Annotated in this window: 25 protein-coding genes, 1 rRNA gene and 1 other annotated feature; of the genes, 24 read left to right on the top strand and 2 right to left on the bottom strand. The window is 43.1% G+C overall.

Annotation, left to right across the window (positions count from 1 at the left end):
* Positions 1-170: 170 nt before the first annotated feature.
* Positions 171-287: ribosomal RNA gene (gene rrf / locus BLU58_RS09925) — 5S ribosomal RNA — on the top strand.
* Positions 288-411: 124 nt separating this feature from the next.
* Here rrf and BLU58_RS16440 read toward each other — a convergent pair.
* Positions 412-570: a hypothetical protein gene (locus BLU58_RS16440; protein WP_176786600.1), complete on the bottom strand. Its 159-nt coding sequence runs from the start codon at positions 568-570 to the stop codon at positions 412-414.
* A 280-nt stretch (positions 571-850) separates the two neighbouring features.
* Between BLU58_RS16440 and BLU58_RS09920 the strand changes: the two genes are divergently transcribed.
* The 7 genes from BLU58_RS09920 (at position 851) to rsmI (ending at position 5,985) form a co-directional block, all read left to right on the top strand.
* Positions 851-1,078 (top strand): sigma factor G inhibitor Gin, encoded by a 228-nt coding sequence (locus BLU58_RS09920; protein WP_093292051.1) that lies wholly within the window; start codon positions 851-853, stop codon positions 1,076-1,078.
* A gap of 39 nt (positions 1,079-1,117) precedes the next feature.
* Entirely contained in the window at positions 1,118-2,584 is a 1,467-nt protein-coding gene (locus BLU58_RS09915; RefSeq protein WP_093292050.1) for an aminotransferase class I/II-fold pyridoxal phosphate-dependent enzyme, read from the top strand.
* A gap of 86 nt (positions 2,585-2,670) precedes the next feature.
* Entirely contained in the window at positions 2,671-3,303 is a 633-nt protein-coding gene (gene tmk / locus BLU58_RS09910; RefSeq protein ID WP_093292049.1) for a dTMP kinase, read from the top strand.
* Positions 3,304-3,578: 275 nt separating this feature from the next.
* Entirely contained in the window at positions 3,579-4,382 is an 804-nt protein-coding gene (locus BLU58_RS09905; protein ID WP_093292048.1) for a PSP1 domain-containing protein, read from the top strand.
* 45 nt (positions 4,383-4,427) lie between these two features.
* The gene (locus tag BLU58_RS09900) at positions 4,428-4,802 is read left to right on the top strand and encodes an initiation-control protein YabA (RefSeq protein WP_093292047.1); all 375 of its coding nucleotides are present in this window, start codon (positions 4,428-4,430) and stop codon (positions 4,800-4,802) included.
* 50 nt (positions 4,803-4,852) lie between these two features.
* The gene (locus tag BLU58_RS09895; RefSeq protein WP_093292046.1) at positions 4,853-5,116 is read left to right on the top strand and encodes a GIY-YIG nuclease family protein; all 264 of its coding nucleotides are present in this window, start codon (positions 4,853-4,855) and stop codon (positions 5,114-5,116) included.
* Entirely contained in the window at positions 5,113-5,985 is an 873-nt protein-coding gene (gene rsmI / locus BLU58_RS09890) for a 16S rRNA (cytidine(1402)-2'-O)-methyltransferase (protein ID WP_093292045.1), read from the top strand. The genes BLU58_RS09895 and rsmI overlap by 4 nt, the downstream gene beginning before the upstream one ends.
* 156 nt (positions 5,986-6,141) lie before the next feature.
* Here the strand turns inward: rsmI and BLU58_RS09885 are convergent, their stop codons facing one another.
* Complete coding sequence (locus BLU58_RS09885; protein ID WP_093292044.1) at positions 6,142-6,417, bottom strand: AbrB/MazE/SpoVT family DNA-binding domain-containing protein; 276 nt, start codon at positions 6,415-6,417, stop codon at positions 6,142-6,144.
* A gap of 230 nt (positions 6,418-6,647) precedes the next feature.
* Between BLU58_RS09885 and BLU58_RS09880 the strand changes: the two genes are divergently transcribed.
* The 16 genes from BLU58_RS09880 to pth all read left to right on the top strand — a co-directional run bounded on the left by BLU58_RS09880 (position 6,648) and on the right by pth (position 21,619).
* Positions 6,648-7,601 (top strand): DNA double-strand break repair nuclease NurA, encoded by a 954-nt coding sequence (locus tag BLU58_RS09880; protein WP_093292043.1) that lies wholly within the window; start codon positions 6,648-6,650, stop codon positions 7,599-7,601.
* 28 nt (positions 7,602-7,629) lie between these two features.
* Complete coding sequence (locus BLU58_RS09875; protein ID WP_093292060.1) at positions 7,630-9,468, top strand: ATP-binding protein; 1,839 nt, start codon at positions 7,630-7,632, stop codon at positions 9,466-9,468.
* A gap of 54 nt (positions 9,469-9,522) precedes the next feature.
* Positions 9,523-9,773 (top strand) — a binding site (T-box leader).
* 49 nt (positions 9,774-9,822) lie between these two features.
* Positions 9,823-11,820: a methionine--tRNA ligase gene (metG, locus tag BLU58_RS09870; protein WP_093292042.1), complete on the top strand. Its 1,998-nt coding sequence runs from the start codon at positions 9,823-9,825 to the stop codon at positions 11,818-11,820.
* Between the two features lie 26 nt (positions 11,821-11,846).
* Positions 11,847-12,365 (top strand): signal peptidase I, encoded by a 519-nt coding sequence (gene lepB / locus BLU58_RS09865; RefSeq protein WP_176786599.1) that lies wholly within the window; start codon positions 11,847-11,849, stop codon positions 12,363-12,365.
* A 43-nt stretch (positions 12,366-12,408) separates the two neighbouring features.
* On the top strand, positions 12,409-13,182 hold the full coding sequence (locus BLU58_RS09860) for a TatD family hydrolase (RefSeq protein ID WP_093292040.1): 774 nt from the start codon (positions 12,409-12,411) through the stop codon (positions 13,180-13,182).
* A 212-nt stretch (positions 13,183-13,394) separates the two neighbouring features.
* Positions 13,395-13,940, top strand: coding sequence for a ribonuclease M5 (gene rnmV, locus BLU58_RS09855; protein WP_093292059.1), 546 nt, complete (start codon positions 13,395-13,397; stop codon positions 13,938-13,940).
* Positions 13,930-14,808 carry a 16S rRNA (adenine(1518)-N(6)/adenine(1519)-N(6))-dimethyltransferase RsmA gene (rsmA, locus tag BLU58_RS09850; RefSeq protein ID WP_093292039.1) on the top strand — a complete coding sequence of 293 codons (879 nt, stop codon included), beginning with the start codon at positions 13,930-13,932 and terminating at the stop codon, positions 14,806-14,808. The genes rnmV and rsmA overlap by 11 nt, the downstream gene beginning before the upstream one ends.
* A 40-nt stretch (positions 14,809-14,848) precedes the next feature.
* Positions 14,849-15,322, top strand: coding sequence for a ribonuclease H-like YkuK family protein (locus BLU58_RS09845; RefSeq protein ID WP_072333053.1), 474 nt, complete (start codon positions 14,849-14,851; stop codon positions 15,320-15,322).
* 101 nt (positions 15,323-15,423) lie between these two features.
* Entirely contained in the window at positions 15,424-15,705 is a 282-nt protein-coding gene (gene veg, locus BLU58_RS09840; RefSeq protein WP_093292038.1) for a biofilm formation stimulator Veg, read from the top strand.
* A 168-nt stretch (positions 15,706-15,873) separates the two neighbouring features.
* Positions 15,874-16,731, top strand: coding sequence for a 4-(cytidine 5'-diphospho)-2-C-methyl-D-erythritol kinase (gene ispE, locus BLU58_RS09835; RefSeq protein WP_093292037.1), 858 nt, complete (start codon positions 15,874-15,876; stop codon positions 16,729-16,731).
* A gap of 78 nt (positions 16,732-16,809) precedes the next feature.
* Positions 16,810-17,646: a pur operon repressor gene (gene purR, locus BLU58_RS09830; protein ID WP_093292036.1), complete on the top strand. Its 837-nt coding sequence runs from the start codon at positions 16,810-16,812 to the stop codon at positions 17,644-17,646.
* A 30-nt stretch (positions 17,647-17,676) separates the two neighbouring features.
* Positions 17,677-18,051: a RidA family protein gene (locus BLU58_RS09825; protein WP_093292035.1), complete on the top strand. Its 375-nt coding sequence runs from the start codon at positions 17,677-17,679 to the stop codon at positions 18,049-18,051.
* A gap of 128 nt (positions 18,052-18,179) precedes the next feature.
* The gene (spoVG, locus tag BLU58_RS09820) at positions 18,180-18,482 is read left to right on the top strand and encodes a septation regulator SpoVG (RefSeq protein WP_093292034.1); all 303 of its coding nucleotides are present in this window, start codon (positions 18,180-18,182) and stop codon (positions 18,480-18,482) included.
* A gap of 147 nt (positions 18,483-18,629) precedes the next feature.
* A complete protein-coding gene (gene glmU, locus BLU58_RS09815) occupies positions 18,630-20,018 on the top strand; it encodes a bifunctional UDP-N-acetylglucosamine diphosphorylase/glucosamine-1-phosphate N-acetyltransferase GlmU (protein ID WP_093292033.1) in 1,389 nt (462 codons plus the stop codon).
* 25 nt (positions 20,019-20,043) lie between these two features.
* The gene (locus tag BLU58_RS09810; protein WP_093292032.1) at positions 20,044-20,991 is read left to right on the top strand and encodes a ribose-phosphate diphosphokinase; all 948 of its coding nucleotides are present in this window, start codon (positions 20,044-20,046) and stop codon (positions 20,989-20,991) included.
* A 70-nt stretch (positions 20,992-21,061) separates the two neighbouring features.
* Complete coding sequence (gene pth / locus BLU58_RS09805; protein ID WP_093292031.1) at positions 21,062-21,619, top strand: aminoacyl-tRNA hydrolase; 558 nt, start codon at positions 21,062-21,064, stop codon at positions 21,617-21,619.
* Positions 21,620-21,640: the final 21 nt, after the last annotated feature.

The following is a 21,640-nucleotide window of genomic DNA, read 5'->3' as shown; positions in this document are numbered from 1 at the left end:
CATGAAATGGTTGGTTAATCAACTTTCGAAATGCAACTTTCTTTCTCTCATTTCTGATCTAATTTTGAAGGTGTAATTGGAAAGATCAATCCTCTTTGCCAAGCAAAGAGAGTCTCTTGGGTGACCTGAGACATGCTTTACCCACGCACTTTCAGCCAAATATATATGCGTCTGGTGATGATGGCGGAGGGGATCCACTCGTTCCCATCCCGAACACGACCGTTAAGCCCTCCAGCGCCGATGGTACTTGGACCGCAGGGTCCTGGAAGAGTAGGACGTCGCCAGGCATATACATAAAAAAAGAATCATCTAGTTTATCCAAATGGACTAGATGATTCTTTTTTTATCTTGACTTGAAGAGATGATGAAGTAAGTTTTAGTTGTTAACTAATTATTCCCCATACAATTCTTTTACTCTGGATTTGTTTGGAGGGGTGATTGTTCAGTAGAATGTGAAAGTCCCTCTACTGCATTGGTACGATTACGAGAAATAAAAAGTAGGCGTAATATGGTTAAAATCGGAATAAATATACAAAAAACGAATGGAATTGCTTGCTTTACTGATATCATAACGATCATACCTCCTATAAGAGGTACCATTTCACAATTTCGGCTTTTTTATTCGACTAAAAGGTAATTTATCAAAAAAAGTGCCTAGTGTGCCTTTCGGCTAACGCCGAACCGAAATTCACCACCGCCCACTTAACTAACATTTGAAGTGGGAGTACCCTTTCGGAAGAATGATAGATTGATAATAAAATGTATAATCTGAACGGTGTGGTTATAAAAAAGGAACATTTAGTCAATTATAGAAGGTAAGTAGAATGTCCGGATATAAGGGGGAAGAGAGATGAGTGATGGATCGACTAAAATGAAGTATCTTCAAGAACCATGTATTATATGTGATACGATCCAAGAAGATATGCTACACTTGTTGGAAAAGCCTATATGCGCCAGTTGTGAGCAAGTAATTATAAATACAGATTGTGATCAGCCGGGGATGTATTTATTCCATGTTTCAAGATTAAAAAAGATATGGTTAAATGAGAGTGATATAAGAGAAGAAGGGACTTTCTAAAGTCCTTTTATTTTTTGTACGAGAGGTTTTGTTAGTCAGATGGAAAACCAGGAAAAAACTCCGATTTACGAGGCGTTGCTACATCATAGAGATAAGAAGACAGACAGTTATCATGTTCCTGGGCATAAGCAGGGCGCAAATTTTCTGGATCACAAAGATCATTTGTTTCAATCGATTCTACAAATAGATCAAACGGAGATAACGGGCTTAGATGATCTTCATCACCCAAGCGGAGTAATTGCCAGAGCTGAGCATCTTGCAGCCGAGGCTTTCGGTGCAGAAAAAACGTTTTATCTGGTGGGGGGGAGTACGGCTGGGAATATAGCGAGCATCCTCGCAATGTGTCTGCCTGGGGACAAGGTAATTTTGCAACGAAGCTGTCATCAGTCTGTATTTCACGGATGCATGTTAGCAGGTGTTTCGCCAACCTATTGGAAAGATACATATCATTCGGATGTAGGATTCGAAAGGCCGCTAGATCTGGATTGGTTAGCGGAACAGTGCCAGCGAGAGAAGATTACATTAGTAGTGGTTACCAGTCCAAGCTATTATGGCATGATTCAACCCATTAGGGAAATCGCTGATATCTGTCATCGCTTTGATGTAGCGCTACTGGTAGATGAGGCTCACGGGGCTCATTTTGGTTTCCATCCTGATCTTCCAGATTCTGCGTTGTCACAGGGGGCGGATCTCGTTGTACAATCGACTCATAAAATGCTTGGTTCGATGACGATGAGCTCGATGTTACATGTGGGAAGTAATCAAGTTAGGATAAATGATCTGGAGAGACAATTACGGATCGTTCAATCTAGTAGTCCTTCCTATCCTTTGCTCGCTTCATTAGATTTAGCGCGAAAACAGATTGCTGTAAATGGATTCCATTTGTTTGAGCGATTGCTGACTGAAATCGATCAGTTTAAAAGGGATACGTTTCCCTATTGTAAATGGGTTCAAGAATTATCGCTACATCATCTAAAATGTCAGGATCCTTGTAAAATGGTGATCGCGAGCCATGGACAAATATCGGGATTTGAGATGCAAACTTTCCTAGAGGATAAGGGGATTTATACCGAATTAGCTGATGATCGTCGGGTGTTGTTTTGCTTCTCGTTAGCACACCCTGAAGGATCGTTGATTCGACTAAGGAAGGCGTTTTTGGATTTAGATTGCTGGTTGAATAGTGGCGAAAATAGGTTGTTAGAGAGGGATTTCATCACCCTTCGCTTACCGAGTACCGCTGAATTTGTGTTATCTTTTCAAAATATCAGGAAGCATCGGCATGAGCGGTTGCGCTTAGAGGAAGCGATAGATGGGATTATTACAGAACCTATTGTACCTTACCCACCTGGGATTCCGGTACTTTTGCCGGGTGAACGCTTAACATGTGAATGGATGGAATATCTAAGAGATGCCGATCGAGCTGGATATCAAATTCGAGGGTTATATCGTAATCAACTAACATCAGAAGTTAGTGTTAATATAGTGAAAAATAGGTTTATGGATTAAAATAAATCAGGTTTTGTTTAGCACGTTTGAAAGACATAAGCGCACTGGAGGGGCTTTTATTCCTTTCGGTGAATTGGAGTGAATCAATGGACGGTTTATTTATATCCTTTGAAGGGCCAGAGGGAGCAGGGAAAACGACTCAGATACGCAGAATATGTGAATGGTTAGATCATCAAGGAATTTCATATATCCATGTACGTGAGCCAGGTGGAACTCGTATTGGAAATGAGATTCGAGAATTGGTTCTACATCCAGAGTTTGATGAGATGTCCATGTTAACAGAGGTGCTTTTATATGCCTCATCAAGAGCACAATTGGTGGGTGAAGTGATTATGCCTGCTTTGGCAGAGGGGAAAATGGTGCTTTGTGATCGCTATGTGGACTCTAGTGTTGCTTATCAAAGTTACGGAGCAGGTGTTCCATTAGCGGTTGTGCTTTCGATTAATGAGCAGGCAACTTCGGGGCTGAGACCACACCGCACATACTTATTGGATATTCCTCCTGAAGTGAGTGAAAGCAGGGTAAAAGCACGTGGAGGGGATGTGGACCGGATGGAACAGCGGGATTCCTCTTTTCATCGACGTGTACGTGAAGGATATCTTGAGTTATCCACAAGATATCCACATAGATATAGGGTGATACAAGGAGACCGAGAGCTGGAAGATATTAACCGGCAAATCAAACAGGACCTCTTACAGCTTATGTCATACGGGAAATGAGCTTTAGGAATTAGGCTGTTTTAGTGAAGAAGAGTTTGCCGAAGTTTACAAACAGGTGATAGAATGAGTAATGGGAGTAACCGCTGTCTGATTGCTACGGTATATACCATATGATATAGATGTTTTTCTATTTTCATTTTTGAAGATTGTTTCAAAACAGGCGTGAACGTGAGACAGATCCCGAGCAAGTTGGGTTTGAATAGGGTGAAAGTTGCTGACCCCATGCAGAAGAACCCTATCAGGTGAATTGGGCGGCATGCAGGAGGGATCCTTAGGTGTTTAAGATTATTGGTGTCCGTTTTAGACAAGCGGGCAAGATTTATTTTTTTGATCCAGGTGCGCTTCAAATCCAGCAAGGGGATGCTGTGGTTGTGGAGACCGTAAGAGGAATTGAGTATGGTCAGGTGGTAATAGGTGTACGATATGTTTCAAAGGATGAGGTAGTTCTTCCGTTGAAACAGGTGATCCGAATTGCTACGAGTGATGATACGAGACAGATGTTAGAAAATGAGCAGGCTGCGATGGAAGCCCTCAAAACCTGTAAAGAGAAGGTTCTCTTCCATTCCTTAGTGATGAAACTGGTTGATGCGGAATATACGTTTGATCGAAATAAGATTATTTTCTATTTCACTGCAGATGGACGTGTGGACTTTCGTGAATTAGTTCGGGATTTAGCAGCAGCTTTTCGGACCCGTATTGAACTGAGACAGATTGGCGTTAGGGATGAAGCGAAGATGCTGGGGGGACTGGGGCCTTGTGGTCGTGTGTTATGTTGTTCTTCGTTTCTAGGAGATTTTGAACCGGTTTCGATCAAGATGGCAAAGGACCAAAACTTATCTTTGAATCCAACGAAGATCTCAGGCCTATGCGGCAGATTGATGTGTTGTTTAAAGTATGAAAATGATCACTATGAAGGAAATGCAGTAACTCTACCTGACCTTGGTGAACTTGTACATACACCAGAAGGCGAAGGCGAAGTTGTCTTACTTGATTTGATGGAGAGGCGAGTGCAGGTACAACTAGTCGGCTCTGGTAAGACGGTAGAGCATTCTTTAGACGAGGTTACAAACGAGGTCTAAAATGGATCTGGAAAACGTGTCTGGAAGTAATGAGGTGGTAGCTTGGTGGATAAACAAGCGATTTTCAAGCAGGTTGCTCAGGTGGAAGAACAGATTGGCGAGCTATATAAGGAAATAGGCAACTTAAAAGCACAGGTTATAGAATTGATAGAAGAAAATACACGCTTGGTATTAGAGAAACAACGTTACCAAGAACATCTGCAAGCAGCTTCGAAGTGTACGGAATCAAATTCAACAACCTTAGTCATATCAGAGCATACAGATGCGGATGTACCAGAGACCAAAGAGGGCTATAATAATCTAACCAAGTTATATGAGGAAGGCTTTCATATTTGTAATGTCCACTATGGTCGGATGCGGACGGAAGGGGATTGTCTGTTCTGTCTCGCTTTTTTAAACAAAACCATATCTGATGAATAACGTCTGGGAAGAAAGTCTCCCAGCGTTTTTTTCATAAATGGGGTGAGGAATTGAAAGAGGTTCCCTATTATGTTTACATCGTACGTTGCAAAGATGAAACACTTTATACAGGATGTACAACGAATCTTAGTAAGCGATTAGATGTTCATAATTCGGGTAAAGGGGCACATTATACAAGAGCGAGAACCCCTGTTATGTATGTGTATCAAGAGGAAGGGATAGGGCGATCTTGGGCACAGCGGCGTGAATATGAAATTAAGAAAATGACACGGGCACAGAAATTAAGTCTTATTCAAGAAAGAGGATTGAAATGAAGGTACAGAAGAGTTTTGATCAGTCGAGCAAAATAGGCATCCTTTATGTAGTAGGGACTCCGATTGGGAATTTACAAGACTTTTCTCCACGGGCTCGGGAAATTTTAGCTAACGTTGATTTGATTGCGGCCGAAGATACAAGGCATACGAAAAAGCTACTCTCTGCGTTTCAGTTTTCCACTCCGCTGACGAGTTATCATGAGCATAATGAACAATCAAAAGGAAAATTTTTAATCCAACAACTCTTAGAGGGCAAGTCTGTTGCGTTGGTAAGTGATGCTGGAATGCCGGGAATCTCTGATCCTGGAGAGGTGGTTATTCGTGAGGCAGTACAAGAAGGGATTACGGTAGTACCGATCCCGGGTCCGAGCGCTGCTCTTACAGCGTTAGTCGCTTCGGGGCTGGTTCCGCAACCATTTTTATTTCTGGGCTTTTTTCCACGGGAGAAGAAAGATCGCAGAAAAGAGTTAAAGAAGTGGGCGACGATGCCTGTTACATTGATTTGTTATGAAGCTCCTCATCGATTGGTAGACCTACTTTCAGATGCAATGGATGCTTTTGGAGATCGCCAAGTTGCGATTGCGAGGGAATTAACAAAGAAACATGAAGAGTGGTTACGAGGCTCCCTTTCGGAGTGTTTGTCGTATATAAAAGAGAATGGAGTCAGGGGTGAGTATGTATGTATCTTCGAAGGGACTGATCCGTCTGAATGGAATCAGGAGTCTCCAGCTTGGTGGTCTGGTTTAGAAGTGATGGAACATGTTGAGCACTATCTGCGTCAAGGGATGAGTACAAAAGATGCGATACTGCAAACCTCGAAGGATCGTGGTGTGGGAAAAAGAGAGATTTATAATCTTTACCACACCTAAGATCAAAAAAGCCAGTTGAATCTCTGTAATGTGCCTCGAGATTTAACTAGCTTTTTTCTTCCTAATCAAAATATATTATGTGTTCTGGAATTGTAAATCTTATGTGATTCATACATCTACCAATATTGTTATGATATGGTATATAAGAGCAACAAATTATTCAGCGACTACGGAATCATTTGCTTCGATGAGAGAATACATTTCTTCGATGCACTTTCTGCTAACTACTTTGTTTTTGTAACGAACGGTCTCGTCCACTTCACCAGTAAAAATGCAGGCGGGCTCGTATTTTTTAAGAACGATGCGCTCACCGTCTACATATATTTCTAATGCATCCTTTTCGCCAATGCCTAGCGTACGACGAAGTTCGATAGGGATTACGACACGACCTAGCTCGTCTACCTTACGTACAATACCAGTTGATTTTAGCATTTGAAATCTCCCCTCAATTCTGGCGTTCCATTGGTTTCGATCATCTCTTTTTAAAATATACGTCAAATTTCGACATATTTGATGTCAAAATTATCATACCAGCGATTACCATGTCAGTCAATAATTCTTTAGGAGTTTTATAGAAAATTTCTTGATTTAGACAAAAGTAGATGAAATTGGCTATAAAAGGTTTTTATATGAGGGTTAGATTCATGTGAGAGGTGGTTTATATGTTTAAAGTATCAGAAGAACTTCAATTAAAACTAAAGAGATTAAATCGAAAATTAAGAGAGACCTATCCTGGGGAGTTATTGCATCCACAAAGGATTCGTGAGCATCTCTCTGAGATTGGGGAGTTTGTTCGGATTGAGCGATTTAGTGATCAGGAATTACAAGATTGGGCCAAAGATAAGAGTGTTGTTGGGGTAGATGGCTCGGTAAACTCTACCAAAGGAATTGAGATGAGGACGCTTTCTGTATTTCAAGCGTTGGCGAAAGGAACACAAGGAGAGGAAGCTTGGGAAGCTGATGTGTATACTCCGTTGATTCAGGATGAATGGGAGGCAGAAGGCTTGTTAGCCCGTGAAGCGCAGAAACGTGGTGCGAGGCTGTCTCGTCTAGAGCTAAAGGTGACGAAAAAGGCAATTCGAGATTGGAAGCCGCATGTTGTGATGATGGATGGTTCATTGCTTCATTATCATTTTGATGATGCGGATGAATGGGACAAGGTAGCGGAATTGGCAGAAGAAAGCGATGTGTTACTAGTAGGGATAGCCGAGGAAGTAGGATCTCGTGGATTAGCGAAGCAGTTATTTCCAGAACATCCGGCATGGTCGGATCGGGATTTGCTGTATGGCTTGCTAGATGTGGGAGAAGCGTATGAGTGGTCAGAGTGGAGTCCTGCAGGAACGAAGATGTGGAAAATGGTTTTCCGGTCTTCTTATAGTCCTGCACCGGTCGGAGTGGATGGTTTATTGCTTCAGAAGCATGAGCGGCTCTCTCTACTCCGATTGATTTATTCGCTGACTCCTAAGCAGGGACGGGGGATTCCTTATTGGCTTGATATTGTGGATCAAGAAGTTCGCGTTACGAATCCGCTGGTACAAACGATGGTGGATCAGTATATTGATCCGGATTTGCGACATCGTTTATTAAGTCCAAAGAGAAGTGAGCGAGTTATTTAAGAGGAATGATGAGATGGAGGGAAGTTTTATGCAGGTAGTTGGAGTTACATCACAACAGGAAGTACATGTGGTATCGAAAGATCGCAAGTTTCGCATGAACGAAATTCTGGTGATTGAAGATGCGGCTCTCTATCATCCGAAAGGAGAGGTTGTGGAGACGCTTTCATATAATCGGTTAATCCCAATGGGATATGATAAGTCCATGGTGGATCAACAGGTCCTACATATGCTGGAACAGATTGGATATAACATTGATGCGGATGAGATTAATATCGCTAAGGTGAGGCTGTTTGAAGAGGCCGCTCACCCGATTCGTACGGGTTGTCAGGTTCGTTTGCCTCAATTTTATGAGGTTCGTCATTTATTGGTTAAGTCAACTCCTCGGGCAGGAATGGTGCTAGGGGAGATTCGGGGAACGGAGCCGATGGGACATGATATGGACTTAGAGCTACAGAACCAGATGATGATGATGGAACAGGGAGTCCTTAGGGAGCAAAGAGGTGTTCCGTTTATCTTTGATATACGAACGATGCAACAGTATCCGCATGTAGGCGTCTTCGGAGGATCTGGTTCGGGGAAGTCATTTGGCCTAAGGGTGATGTTGGAAGAAGTGATGAAGTTACGGATTCCAACGGTTGTTTTTGATCCTCATTTTGAGATGGACTTTCGTCATATCGGGGAGGAGACAGCTCATCTATGTCCTGATCTGCAAGATCGCTCCGTTGTGGTTCAGATCGGACGGGAGGTAGGTGTTTCGTTTAGTGAATTAAATACAAGGGATCTTGTTGAGCTGCTGGGCGCTTCTGGGGGTGGGCTTTCGGAGCCGATGGTGAACGCGATTCAGATGCTTCATAAGCGTAGGGATACTTATAATAGTTTTAGTGATCGGGTTAGTAATCTGGTACAGGCACTCGAAGAGGGTAAGGCAGGCTTAGAGAAGCAGCTTCGTAGTGATGATCTAACTCCGATTCAAGTGCAACGGATTCGCGATTTAAACCAACTTTTGCAAGAATATGGTACGATGCCTCATTCTTCGGTGAAGGGGGTACATTGGCGGCTTCAGCGTCTAGAGAGAGCGGGGCTGTTTCAACAAGATATTGCTGCAATTCAGCGGGGTCTTGAGCAGGGGAAATTAGTAGTGGTTCAAGGTTCTACTTGGATTTTACAGGTGTTTGCTACGTATGTGACAGGCGCATTATACCGAAAGCGTAGGGAATATAAAGATGCCCGTATGAATGGGGAGGAAGGCCATTTCTTCCCGCCATTTGTCATTGTGACGGACGAAGCGCATAACTTTGCACCTAAAGCAGTGGAATCACCAGCTAAGTCTATTTTAAAAGAAATTGCTCAAGAAGGCCGTAAATATGGTGTGTTCTTGATCCTTGCTACGCAAAGGCCAACGTTGTTAGATGAGACGATTACCGCTCAGCTAAATACGAAGTTAGTATTTCGGACGGTGCGTGGAACGGATATTGCTACATTAAAGGAAGAGACGGATCTGACAAATGAAGAGGGGAAGCGTCTGCCTTACTTACGTTCAGGTGATACGTTTGTTTCTTCGGCGGCTTTTGGGAGAACGGTTTTTATTCGGATTCGGACTGCGTATACACATAGTCCTCATTTATCGAATCCGTTTGATGAATTGGCCCAATTTCAGCAGGATAAGGATGATCAGGTTTTAGAGGCGCTTCGGGATTTGTTTCCTTTTTTCGATAGTGATTTTCTGCCGACGCTAGAGAAGTTAAACTCTAAGACGGGGTTGGGTTGGGACTTGCATCGTTTGCATCAGGAGCTGGAGCAGTGGGCGAGGGATGGCAAGATTAAGAGGGTGGAGTCTCCTTTTGCGACTCGATTTGAGTTGGTGTAGTGGTTGCAAAGTGAAAATAAGTTTGCATATAATATGCTTATTGACATCTTTTACATCTTGTCTGTGATTGGGTAGAGTAATCTAGGAAGCCTATCTCCAGAGAGCCGGGTCAGGTGAAAGCCGGTATAGGAATAGTAGATGAACATGGCCCATGAGACTTCCCTTCTGAACACGAGTCATATGACTGGTTTAAGTAGGAGGGGGCGCACACCAGCGATAACGGGTTGACCAGAGCGTATCCGAATCGGTTAAGGGTTCTATACGAAAATTGGGTGGTACCGCGTGATTTCAATCTCGCCCCAAACTTGAGGGGTGGGATTTTTATTTTTTTGTATACAGAAAGGAGCTTTTTAGATGGAAAAACAGAAGACATATTATATTACAACTCCGATTTATTATCCGAGTAGCAAGTTACATATCGGGCACACCTATACAACGGTGGCGGGTGATGTGATGGCGCGATATAAGCGGCTTAGAGGGTATGATGTGATGTACCTCACAGGAACGGATGAGCACGGACAAAAGATTCAACGGAAAGCAGAACAGATGGGTAAGACACCGATTGAATTTGTGGATGAGATCGTGGCTGGAATCAAAGAGTTATGGAGTAAACTAGATATTTCCTATGATGATTACATTCGTACTACGGAAGACCGTCATAAAAAAGTGGTACAAAAGATTTTTCAACGTTTTTTAGAGCAAGGGGATATCTACTTAGGTGAATATGAAGGTTTCTACTGTGTCGATTGTGAAGCGTTTTTCACGGACCGCCAATTAAAGGATGGAAACTGTCCGGATTGCGGACGCGCCGTTCATAAAATTAAAGAGAAAAGCTACTTTTTCCGTATGAGTAATTACGCGGATCGACTTGTTCAGTATTATGAAGAGCATCCCGAGTTTATTGAGCCTGCTTCGCGGAAAAACGAAATGATTCAAAACTTTATTAAGCCGGGCTTGGAAGATTTGTGTATTTCTCGATCTACTTTTAGCTGGGGAATTCCTCTACCAAACGATCCTGAGCAGGTGATGTATGTTTGGTTAGATGCACTGTCTAATTACATTACCGCAATTGGTTATGAAGCGGATGAGGAATCAATGCGACATAAATTTGCTAACTATTGGCCAGCAGATGTCCATTTGATCGGAAAAGATATTGTTCGTTTCCACAGTATTTATTGGCCTATTTTCCTGATGGCGCTTGATCTTCCGCTACCGAAGAAAGTCTTTGCTCATGGCTTTTTCTTGGTAAATGGGGATAAGATGTCCAAGTCGAAGGGAAATGTGATTGATCCTGTTTCATTGATCGATCGGTATGGTCTAGATGCATATCGCTATTTCCTCCTGCGAGAGGTTCCGTTTGGGCAAGATGGGGTATTCACGCCAGAGGCATTTGTGGAACGTGTAAATGCAGATCTCGCTAATGATCTGGGAAATTTATTACACCGGACTCTCACGATGGTGGAAAAGTATTTTAACGGTGTGATTCCGGCTTATGTAGAAGGAGCAACCCCTTATGATGCAGACTTACAAGGGCTTGTGCACCAAGTGGTGACGCGTTTTGAAAATGCGATGGAGAATCTCCAGTTTTCAGTGGCTCTATCTTCGGTGTGGGAGGTAGTGCGTGCAGGGAACAAGTACATCGAGAATAATGCTCCGTGGAATCTAGCGAAAGACCCTGCTAATCACTCTGTATTAGGCTCTGTACTATACTCTTTACTAGAAGTAGTTCGGATTGTAAGTGTTTGTATCCAACCATTCTTAGTAAAAACGCCCCTTTTCATCTGGGAGCAGATCGGAATTCAGACAGAGGAAGAGAAGAAGTGGGAAAGTATTTACCAGTTTGGAGAGCTTTGTTCGGGTGTACCGATTCATAAACAAAATCCAATCTTTCCGCGTTTAGACGGAAAATTGGAAGTGGAGGCAATCGTTCAAATGATGAAAGATACAGCAGCTTTGCATAAAGGAATCGATCAGGCGGAATCTGGAGCAGGAACGAAGCAAGAGGTAGTGGAAGTACAAAAACAGGATGACTTCATCAGCATTGATGAATTTATGAAGGTAGAGTTAAAAGTGGGCGAGATTCTCGAGGCAGAGCCAGTAAAAGGGGCAAATCGTCTTCTTAAGTTGCAACTAGATCTTGGAACTCAGAAACGTCAAGTAGTCTCTGGAATTGCTGAGTTTTATCAACCACAGGAGATTGTGGGTACGAAGGTGATTGTGGTTACCAATCTAAAACCAGTAAAATTACGGGGTGAGGAATCAGAAGGCATGATCCTAGCGGCGAAAGAAGGAGAGAGATTAGTGCTTTCTACGGTCTCTGCTGATATTCCGAATGGGACACGTGTAAAATAAAAGGGTGTAAGAGCAGGAGGATCATGATGGCAGGGGAGAATAGGACACTTCGTGAATGGCTCATGGCGGCTTTGGTGGCTACGGCGATTTTACTTATCTGTCGATATATTTTTTTCGCACCTTATCAAGTAAAAGGTGAATCGATGTATCCGACATTGAAGGGGAACGAGCTTTTGATCGTCAACAAGTTTATTTATAAGATCAAAGAGCCTAAATATGGAGAAATCGTCGTTTTCCACTCTTCGAAGGAGAAGGATTTCATTAAACGAGTGATTGGCCTACCTGGTGATCATATTAAAATTACCAATGGGAAGTTATTTCGTAACGAAAAAGAAGTAGGCGAGTCGTACATTGCAAATCAAATAGATCCCAGTACCTCTTTTGAAGAAGTGGTCGTGCCTAAAGGAGAAATTTATGTATTAGGCGATAATCGTCCTCATAGCGAGGATAGTCGTGCCATTGGTCCGGTCGATGAAAAAGAGATTGTCGGCCGAGCTGAACTTGTTCTAATGCCATTTAGCCAAATGCAACTACTCGAACCATAACGGTCCGCCTGGGGCTGTTTTTCCGTTAGGGAGGGTGATAAACATGATTTTTGACACACATACACACCTGAACGATAAACAATTTGATCAAGATCGAGAAGAAGTGATCCGCCGTGCGAAAGAAGAATACGGGGTTAGCTGGATGTTAAATGTAGGCTTTAACAGAGAGACGATTAAGTCTTCTATCGAGTTAGCGGAGAAATATGATTTTATTTATAGTGCGGTGGGTTGGCATCCGACAGATGCAATTACCTACCAAGAAGAGGATCTTGCTTATCTACGTAAATTAGCCGCGCATCCAAAAGTGATAGCATTGGGCGAGATGGGGTTAGACTATCACTGGGATACTTCTCCGAAAGAGGTACAAGCGCATGTTTTTAAAGAACAGATCCGACTTGCACGTGAAGTACAACTGCCTATTATCATTCATGATCGTGATGCGCACGAAGATGTGATTCGCATCCTCCAGTCTGAACATGCGGAAGAAGTAGGGGGTGTATTGCACTGTTTCGGGGGAGATGAGGCCATTATGGAAGCTGCTCTCGAAATGAATTTTTATATAGGACTGGGAGGTCCTGTTACCTTTAAAAATGCAAAGCTACCTAAAGAGATTGCTCGTTTGGTGCCGGAGGATCGCTTGTTATTAGAGACGGACTGTCCTTATCTAGCTCCGCATCCGTACAGAGGGAAAAGGAACGAAACCGGCTATGTGAGGCTTGTTGCGGAGCAGATCGCTGAGCTTCGAGGGATTCCCGTAGAGGAGCTTGCGCGGATTACAACAGATAATGCGATGAGGTTGTTTCGAGTTTCGGTGTGAACGTATCACAAGATAAAAGAGAAAAGTACAGTTGTTGCATATTACTATGATCCGAGCTGGAAGAGACTGTTCGACCACCGCTCAATACTGATCCTGCAGGGAAGCAAGAACTGTCCGCTCCGTGATACCCACACCATTTTGTTATATCCATCCGTTCATCCTCGTTTTGTAAAGGTTGTGTAAAGACATTGTCAGAGCTTCAAATACATGAAATGATCGTAGTAGAAGGCAGAAATGATACGGTTACTATTAAACGTGCTGTGAAAGCAGACACCATTGAAACCAGAGGCTCAGCGATTGGAAAAGAAGTAATGGATCAAGTGCGCCGTGCCCAATCCAAGAGGGGCGTCATAATATTTACTGACCCTGATTATGCAGGGGAACGAATTCGTCGAGTGATATCGCAAGAAGTGCCTGGAGTGAAACATGCTTTCTTACCACAAGATAAGGCAAGGGGTCGTAAGAAGATAGGGATTGAGCATGCAACATGTGAGGATATTCGCGAAGCATTGCTCCATGTGAGAAGTGAGATAGGGTATGAGCAAGTAGAGTCCATTTCTTGGGAAGACTATATCGATATGGGATTCACAGGGTTACCTGATTCGAGCCGCTTACGTCAGAAAGTAGCGGATCGTTTAGGGATCGGATTTGCAAATGCCAAAAACTTCTATCAGCGGCTTCATGCTTTGCAGGTTTCCAAAGAAGAACTGATTAGTGCCTGGTTACAGGTAAGAGAGGAACTAGGGGATGTCACATAGAACGATTTCACAAAATACGAAGCAAATTCTCGCCAAATATAAACTGGGCTTAAAAAAAAGCTTAGGCCAAAACTTTTTAACCGATGATCGTGTGTTAGAACGAATTGTGGATGCGGCGGACTTAGATGAACATGCAGGTGTGATTGAAATTGGTCCGGGGATCGGTGCTCTTACGGAACGTTTAAGTGAGCGTGCTAAGAAAGTGGTGGCTGTAGAGTTAGATCAACGTCTCATTCCTGTACTGAGAGAAATCTTTGAGAAGCAGTCAAATGTGGAAGTGATGCATGGTGACGCCTTGAAGGTAGACTTTCATGAGATTATTTCGGAAAACTTTGGGGAATGTAATAGTATTCACGTTGTGGCAAATCTTCCTTACTATGTTACTTCACCTATTTTGATTCGTTTATTAGAAGAGAGACTTCCTCTCCAAAATATCGTAATCATGATTCAAAAAGAGGTTGCCGATCGTCTAGTAGCGAAACCAGGGACCAAAGACTACGGCTCGCTTAGTGTTTTGGTCCAATATTACACAGAAACTTCCCTCGTTACCAGGGTCCCAAGCCATGTATTTGTGCCGAGGCCCAATGTGGATTCTGCTGTTGTGAAGTTATCGAGACGAGAGGCGCCTGCTGTGAATGTGTCGAATGAAAGTCTATTCTTTAAAATAGTAAGAGCATCCTTTGCCCAGCGTCGAAAAACACTATTAAACACACTCCATTCCCAGCTTTTTTCTCATTTAGCGAAATCAGATGTGGCAGACTTTCTGAATCAAGCGGGAATCGATCCACAAAGAAGAGGAGAAACCCTACATCTAGCTGAATTTGCAACGTTAACAGAAGCATGGGAGCATTTTTCTCAAGGAAGGTAGTGTGATTCGAGTTCCTTGACTCAAATCTGGAGGGATACTTGTGCATTTTTATCATCCACGAAGGGGTAAATGTAGCTTCGAGGAAATGATGTCTGAGATTCAGAAGTATGTGCGGGAAGATCCTAACTCGGAGTATAAGTTGATGATAGGGACCGACTCGATGACCCGTTATAAAGAGACTGTCTTTGTAACAGCGATTATTATACAAAGGGTTGGAAAAGGGGCGCTTTTCTTCTATACAAAGCGAACACATAGTCAGATGAAGGAATTACGTTATCGGATCTATCGTGAAACCGAGTATAGTTTGACTTGTGTGGATCTATTGAAAGAGCATGGATTCTTCCGTATGTTTTCTGATATACAGATGGAAATACATTTGGATATTGGACAACAGGGCGAGACGCGTAAGGTGATTCAAGAAGTAGTTGGATGGGTGACGGCAGTTGGATATCAAGCGAAAATTAAGCCGGAATCCTATGCGGCTTCCGCTGTAGCCGATCGATTTACACGATAAAAAATATGATTGACAAAAGGAATTACGGACTGCTATAATACCTGATTTGACTTCGAGCCTCGCTTGTTATATAATCTTCTACAAGTGAGGTGGTCGAATTTATGGGCAAAAATGCTCTATCTGAAATCAAGCTAACTCTGGACAGCTTTATTGGAGAAAGAATCCGATTAAAAGCGAACAGTGGACGCCGTAAGACCATTGAACGTACGGGTATATTAGAAGAAACATACCCTTCCGTTTTTATTGTGAAGTTAGATGAAGATCAACACGCCTTTGAACGCGTTTCATACAGTTATGCGGATATACTGACGGAATCAGTAGAGTTGAGAGTTTTTCAAAATGACCAACTCGTTCCAGTTAAGTACATCAGAGCTACTCAATAATCGGACAAGACCTCTATGGTCTTGTTTTTTTTACATAGATGGGCTTAGGGTAGCTGGGGAGTAATCCTCGGCTTTTCTTTTTTCATTTCGAGTATGGGAATACCATGGTACAATAGGAGGATCAGATACTTCGGAAGAGAAATGAACAAGGTGCTGGGGGGAAGAGAAATGTACACATCAGAAAAAGCACCCGCTAAGATCAATCTAACATTAGATGCACTCCGTAAACGCCCAGATGGCTATCACGATTTAGAGATGGTGATGACAACTGTTGATTTGGCTGACCGAATCGACCTTATGGATCTACCTTACTCAGGAGTTATGCTTGAAAGTACATCAGGCCTCGTTCCGCAAGATGAGCGGAATCTGGCATACCTTGCGGCGAAGTTACTACAACAAAAAACAGGTATTGATCGCGGTGTGAAGATAAAAATTTATAAGCATATTCCAGTAGCGGCAGGACTCGCTGGAGGGAGTAGCGATGCGGCAGCGACTCTGCGAGGATGTAATCGTTTATGGAATCTAGGTCTTTCATTGGAAGAATTGGCCGAGATCGGGGCTGAAATCGGTTCGGATGTACCGTTTTGTATCTATGGGGATACAGCTCTTGCAGAAGGTAGAGGGGAGATTTTAACACCTATTCTACCTCCCCCTAGTTGTTGGGTGGTGCTTGCAAAGCCAACGCATGGCGTTTCAACAGGAGATGTGTTTGGAAAACTTCAAGTGGACGAAATCACGACACATCCAAATACGAGAGCAATGGTTGATGCACTGCATGCCAGCTCATATGAAAAGGTAATTGCGAATCTAGGAAATGTACTAGAGCCTGTTACGATCGGCTTATATCCTGAAGTTTATAAGATCAAACAAAAGATGGAGCAATTCGGTGCCGACGGGGTCTTAATGTCCGGAAGTGGCCCTACGGTGTTTGGTTTGGTTCGAAAGGAATCACGAGCTAAGAGAATAGTAAATGGTCTTCGTGGCTTTTGTGATCAGGTTTTTGCCGTACGAATGTTAGGGGCTTAATTTGAGTCTACACTTGATTAAACCCGTACATAATGGTATATTTCCGTCATGATATTCGGATTTCCGGAGGTATTATGGATGGAAAAAGAGAAATGGAAGCGGAGCGCGAGACTAGTTGATTTAACGAATCAATTACTTGCTCAGCCCTATACACTAATCCCACTGACAACGTTTGCAAAGAGATATCAGTCTGCTAAGTCATCGATCAGTGAAGATCTAACGATTATTGATGAAGTTTTTCGTAGTGAAGGCAGCGGTGAATTAGAGACAGTAGCAGGAGCCGCGGGTGGAGTTCGCTATATCCCAAAACTGGATTTGGCACGCACAGAGGAAATTTTAGTAAAACTATGTGAGGAATTGGAGAAACCAGAGCGAATTTTACCAGGCGGCTTCTTATATATGTCTGATCTTTTGGGGGATCCCACATTGCTAAGTAGAGTAGGCCGGATTTGGGCCACTTTATTTGCTGGTGTTAAGATCGATGCCATTTTGACAGTCGAGATTAAAGGAATTCCATTAGCTTATGCTGTAGCAAACTATTTACGTGTCCCAGTCGTCATTGCCCGTTATGATTACCGGGTTACGGAAGGATCTGTTGTAACGGTTAACACTGTTTCCGGATCGAGTGGAAAGCTAAAGCCTCTTTCTTTATCTAAGAGAAGCCTGCCTCAAGGATCGCGTGTATTGATCATTGATGATTTTATGAAGGCTGGCGGAACGGTTCGTGGCTTGAAAGATCTATGTCTCGAGTTTGAAGCAACGGTGGTTGGTGTGGGAGTGCTAGCTGAGGCTCATGTTCCCGGACGATTCGTGGACGATTTTGTTTCTTTGATCAGTGTGTCGGAGATTCATGAGCGGGATCGTACCCTTCGAGTCGGGATTGGAAATGTGTTTAAGGATAAATTTGTTGAGTAAACAGAATCGAACAGAGAGGTGGAGAAGAATATGCAAAAAATTGAAACGAATCATGCGCCTCAAGCAATAGGCCCTTATGTGCAGGGGATGGTTGTAGGCGATATGATTTTTACATCAGGGCAGATTCCATTAACGGCTAAAGGAGAACTGGTTGCAGGTGGAATCGTGGAGCAAACGCACCAAGTCTTGCGAAATGTGGAAGCGGTTCTGCAAGAAGCAGGGGTGGGACTAACCCAAGTAGTGAAGACGACGCTTTTTATTAAAGATATGAATCAGTTCCAAACGATTAATGAGATTTATGCAGAATACTTTACGGATCATCGCCCTGCCCGTTCTTGTGTGGAAGTAGCACGTCTGCCTAAGGATGTCTTGATCGAAATGGAAGTAATTGCGGTTAAGAAATAGCACAACATCGTATTTGCATCCGAATATGGAGAAAAAATTTTACCTGAATCCCATTTTTTAGCAGGAAATAAACAATCGATCTCGAAATGTAGAACTATGTCATCTTTGGAAATGGGTGGTGTATGAGGATGCAAATAACAGATGTGCGTCTTAGAAAAGTAAATCGAGAAGGTAGAATGCGTGCGATTGCTTCCATTACGATCGATAGTGAATTTGTAGTACATGATATCCGCGTGATTGATGGAAATAATGGAATGTTTGTAGCAATGCCAAGTAAACGTACCCCGGATGGAGATTTCCGTGATATTGCACATCCAATCTCCCCTTCGAGCCGTGAAAAGATCGAAGCGGCTGTTTTGGAAGTGTATAATCGGACGGAAGATCCGGTGGATATGGTCCCTGTTCCGAGTGCAGTGATCATAGATGCATAAATTGTATAGATATGATCCAAAAAATCATCCTAGATAAGGATGATTTTTTGTCGTCTAAGCGGACTAGGATTCGTTGGTTGCAATCATGTATACTTTGGGATATATTCAGGGAGGAAGTTTGCTAGGAAACGGGGGCATAAATCGAGTATGCAGAATCTCTTTGCGGTGATCTTAGCAGCAGGGAAAGGTACAAGAATGAAGTCCAAAACGCACAAAGTTCTTCACCCTGTTTGCGGGAAGCCGATGGTACAGCACGTGATTGATCAATTACATGCGATAGGTACGTCGAAGACCATTATGGTAGTTGGTTATTTAGGAGAAACAGTAAAAGCGAAATTATCTTCGGAAGTATTATTTGCCCAGCAAGAACAACAACTTGGTACGGCTCATGCAGTTATGCAAGCAAAGCCTTTACTCCAAGACTTACAAGGCACAACGATTGTTTTAAATGGAGATCACCCTCTTTTTACGAGAGAAACCCTACAAAAACTTGTTGAGACACATCAAGAATCAGGAGCTGCGGCAACGGTTTTAACGGCTCATATGCAAGATGCTACCGGTTATGGACGGGTCGTCCGTTATGAAGATGGTAGTGTAGAGCGTATCGTTGAACATAAAGATGCTACGGATGATGAATTGCTCATTCAAGAAATAAATACAGGTACTTTCTGTTTTGATAATCAGAAATTGTTTGCTGCTCTAGAAAAAGTAAACAATGATAATGCGCAAGGTGAGTACTATCTTCCTGATGCCCTTACGATTCTACGTGAAGGCGGGGAGCGAATTAGTGCACAAGTGATTCAAGATGTAAATGAAGCGATGGGTGTAAACGATCGACTGCAGTTAGCGGAAGCAGAGAAGTTAATGCGTGAGCGAATCCTTCGCGGGCACATGCTAAATGGGGTTACGATTGTTCATCCTGAGAATACCTATATAGAAGCAGATGTCATCATCGGTGAGGATACCGTTATCGAACCGGGTTGTTTTTTACGTGGCCAAACGGTGATTGGGGAATCCTGCCGAATTGGACCTGGTGCGGACTTGAAAGATGTGTCTGTAGCCGACTCTAGTCGTATATCCTATACTGTGTTACATGAGAGCTCAATTGAGAAGAATGTAAGTGTAGGGCCTTTTGTATACGTACGTTCAGGTACAAAACTAGCGGAGGATGTAAAAGTAGGCTGTTTTGTAGATTTGAAGAAGGCTGAACTCGGATCGGGAACGAAGGTGTCCCATTTAGCATATGTAGGGGATGCTGAGGTTGGCGAGAATGTAAATATTGCTTGTGGTGTGGTAACAGTAAACTATGATGGAATTAGAAAGCATAAAACGACGATTAAAGCGGATTCATTTGTTGGTTGTAACGTGAATTTAGTGGCACCTGTTACGCTTGAGAAGGGTTCTTATGTAGCGGCAGGTTCAACGATTACAGATCGTGTTCCAGAAGATTCATTTGCGATTGCAAGACAGCGTCAGGTAACGAAAGAAGGCTACGCTAAGCTCCTTATGGAAAAGATTAAAGATAGTAACAAGTAAGCAGGAATTCGGAGGCACTCATCACATGTCAGTTAATCGCTCGCGTTTACAGATATTTAGTTGTAACTCAAACCCAGATTTGGCACAGAAAATTTGTGATCATATTGGTATTCCTCTTGGAGATGCTCAAGTTGGAAAATTTAGCGATGGAGAAATCCATATTAAGTTGAATGAAAGTGTTCGAGGATCGGATGTATATGTAATCCAATCTACATGTAACCCTGTCAATCAAAACCTTATGGAAATGTTAGTGATGGTAGATGCACTAAAGCGGGCATCTGCGGGGACGATTAATGTTGTACTACCTTATTATGGCTACGCGAGACAGGATCGTAAAGCGCGTGCTCGTGATCCGATTACTGCGAAGCTGGTGGCAAATTTAATTGAAACAGCAGGTGCAAATCGGGTCATTACGATGGATCTACATGCTACCCAAATTCAGGGCTTTTTTAATATCCCTGTCGATCATCTGCTGGGCGTGCCGATTTTAGCAGAATATTTTCAGAGTAAAAATCTCGAGGATATTGTCGTGGTTTCTCCAGATCATGGGGGTGTGATTCGTGCTCGTCGCCTAGCAGAGCGTCTAGGAGCTCCGATCGCGATTATTGATAAGCGTCGTCCAGAGCCTAATGTGTCCGAAGTGATGAATATTGTGGGTGATGTAAGAGGGAAGACAGCGATTATTATTGATGATTTAATCGATACGGCAGGAACGATTACACTTGCGGCTAATGCAATCTTGGACCAAGGTGCGAAAGAAGTGTTTGCTTGCTGTACGCATCCTGTGTTTTCGGGTCCGGCGATTTCTCGCATCCGTGAAGCGAGTATTACGGAGATGGTTGTAACGGACACCATCCCACTCCCAGATGATAAAAGGTTAGACAAAACGAAAGTCCTATCGGTTGCCCCGTTAATAGGTGAAGCAATCATGCGTGTTCATCATGAGCAATCAGTAAGTAAGCTATTCGACTAAGTTTGGTTAAGAGCACAACTTCTTAGAGGGGTTGTGCTATTTTTTACATAGAGAAATGAGGGAGTGGAACATGAAGTTAATCGTAGGACTAGGGAATCCAGGAAAGAAATACGAGTCTACACGTCATAATATTGGTTTCTGGGCAATTGACCGATTAAGTGAGCGCTGGGGAATCCCGTTAAACAAGGAGAAATGGAAGGGAATCATCGGGGAAGGGATGGTATGTGGAGAGAAAGTAATCCTACTAAAACCGATGACTTATATGAATTTATCCGGTGAATCGATTCGGCCCGCTATCGATTGGCTCAAGATGGGTATCGAGGATCTAGTTATCATCTATGACGAGATGGATCTACCTCTCGGAGAAGTGCGCCTACGTACGAAAGGGAGTGCAGGAGGTCATAACGGGATGAAGTCGACCATCGCCCATTTGGGAACAGATCAGTTCAAACGAATTCGTCTTGGGATTGGAAGACCGATTTCCCTTGCTGTGCCAGACTATGTATTATCACCGTTTTCGAAGGAAGAGTTGCCCTTTGCTGAGGATGCTGCTGATCGTGCATCCCAAGCTGTGGAGACATGGGTGGAGGAGTCATTTTTAATAGCCATGAATCGGTTTAATGGATGAGACCAGAATACATCTTTTACG

It is taken from the genome of Thermoactinomyces sp. DSM 45892 (assembly GCF_900107305.1).
Classification (GTDB): domain Bacteria; phylum Bacillota; class Bacilli; order Thermoactinomycetales; family Thermoactinomycetaceae; genus Baia.
Note: the sequence above shows the minus strand (reverse complement) of the source record. Positions and strands in the feature narration are given on the sequence as shown.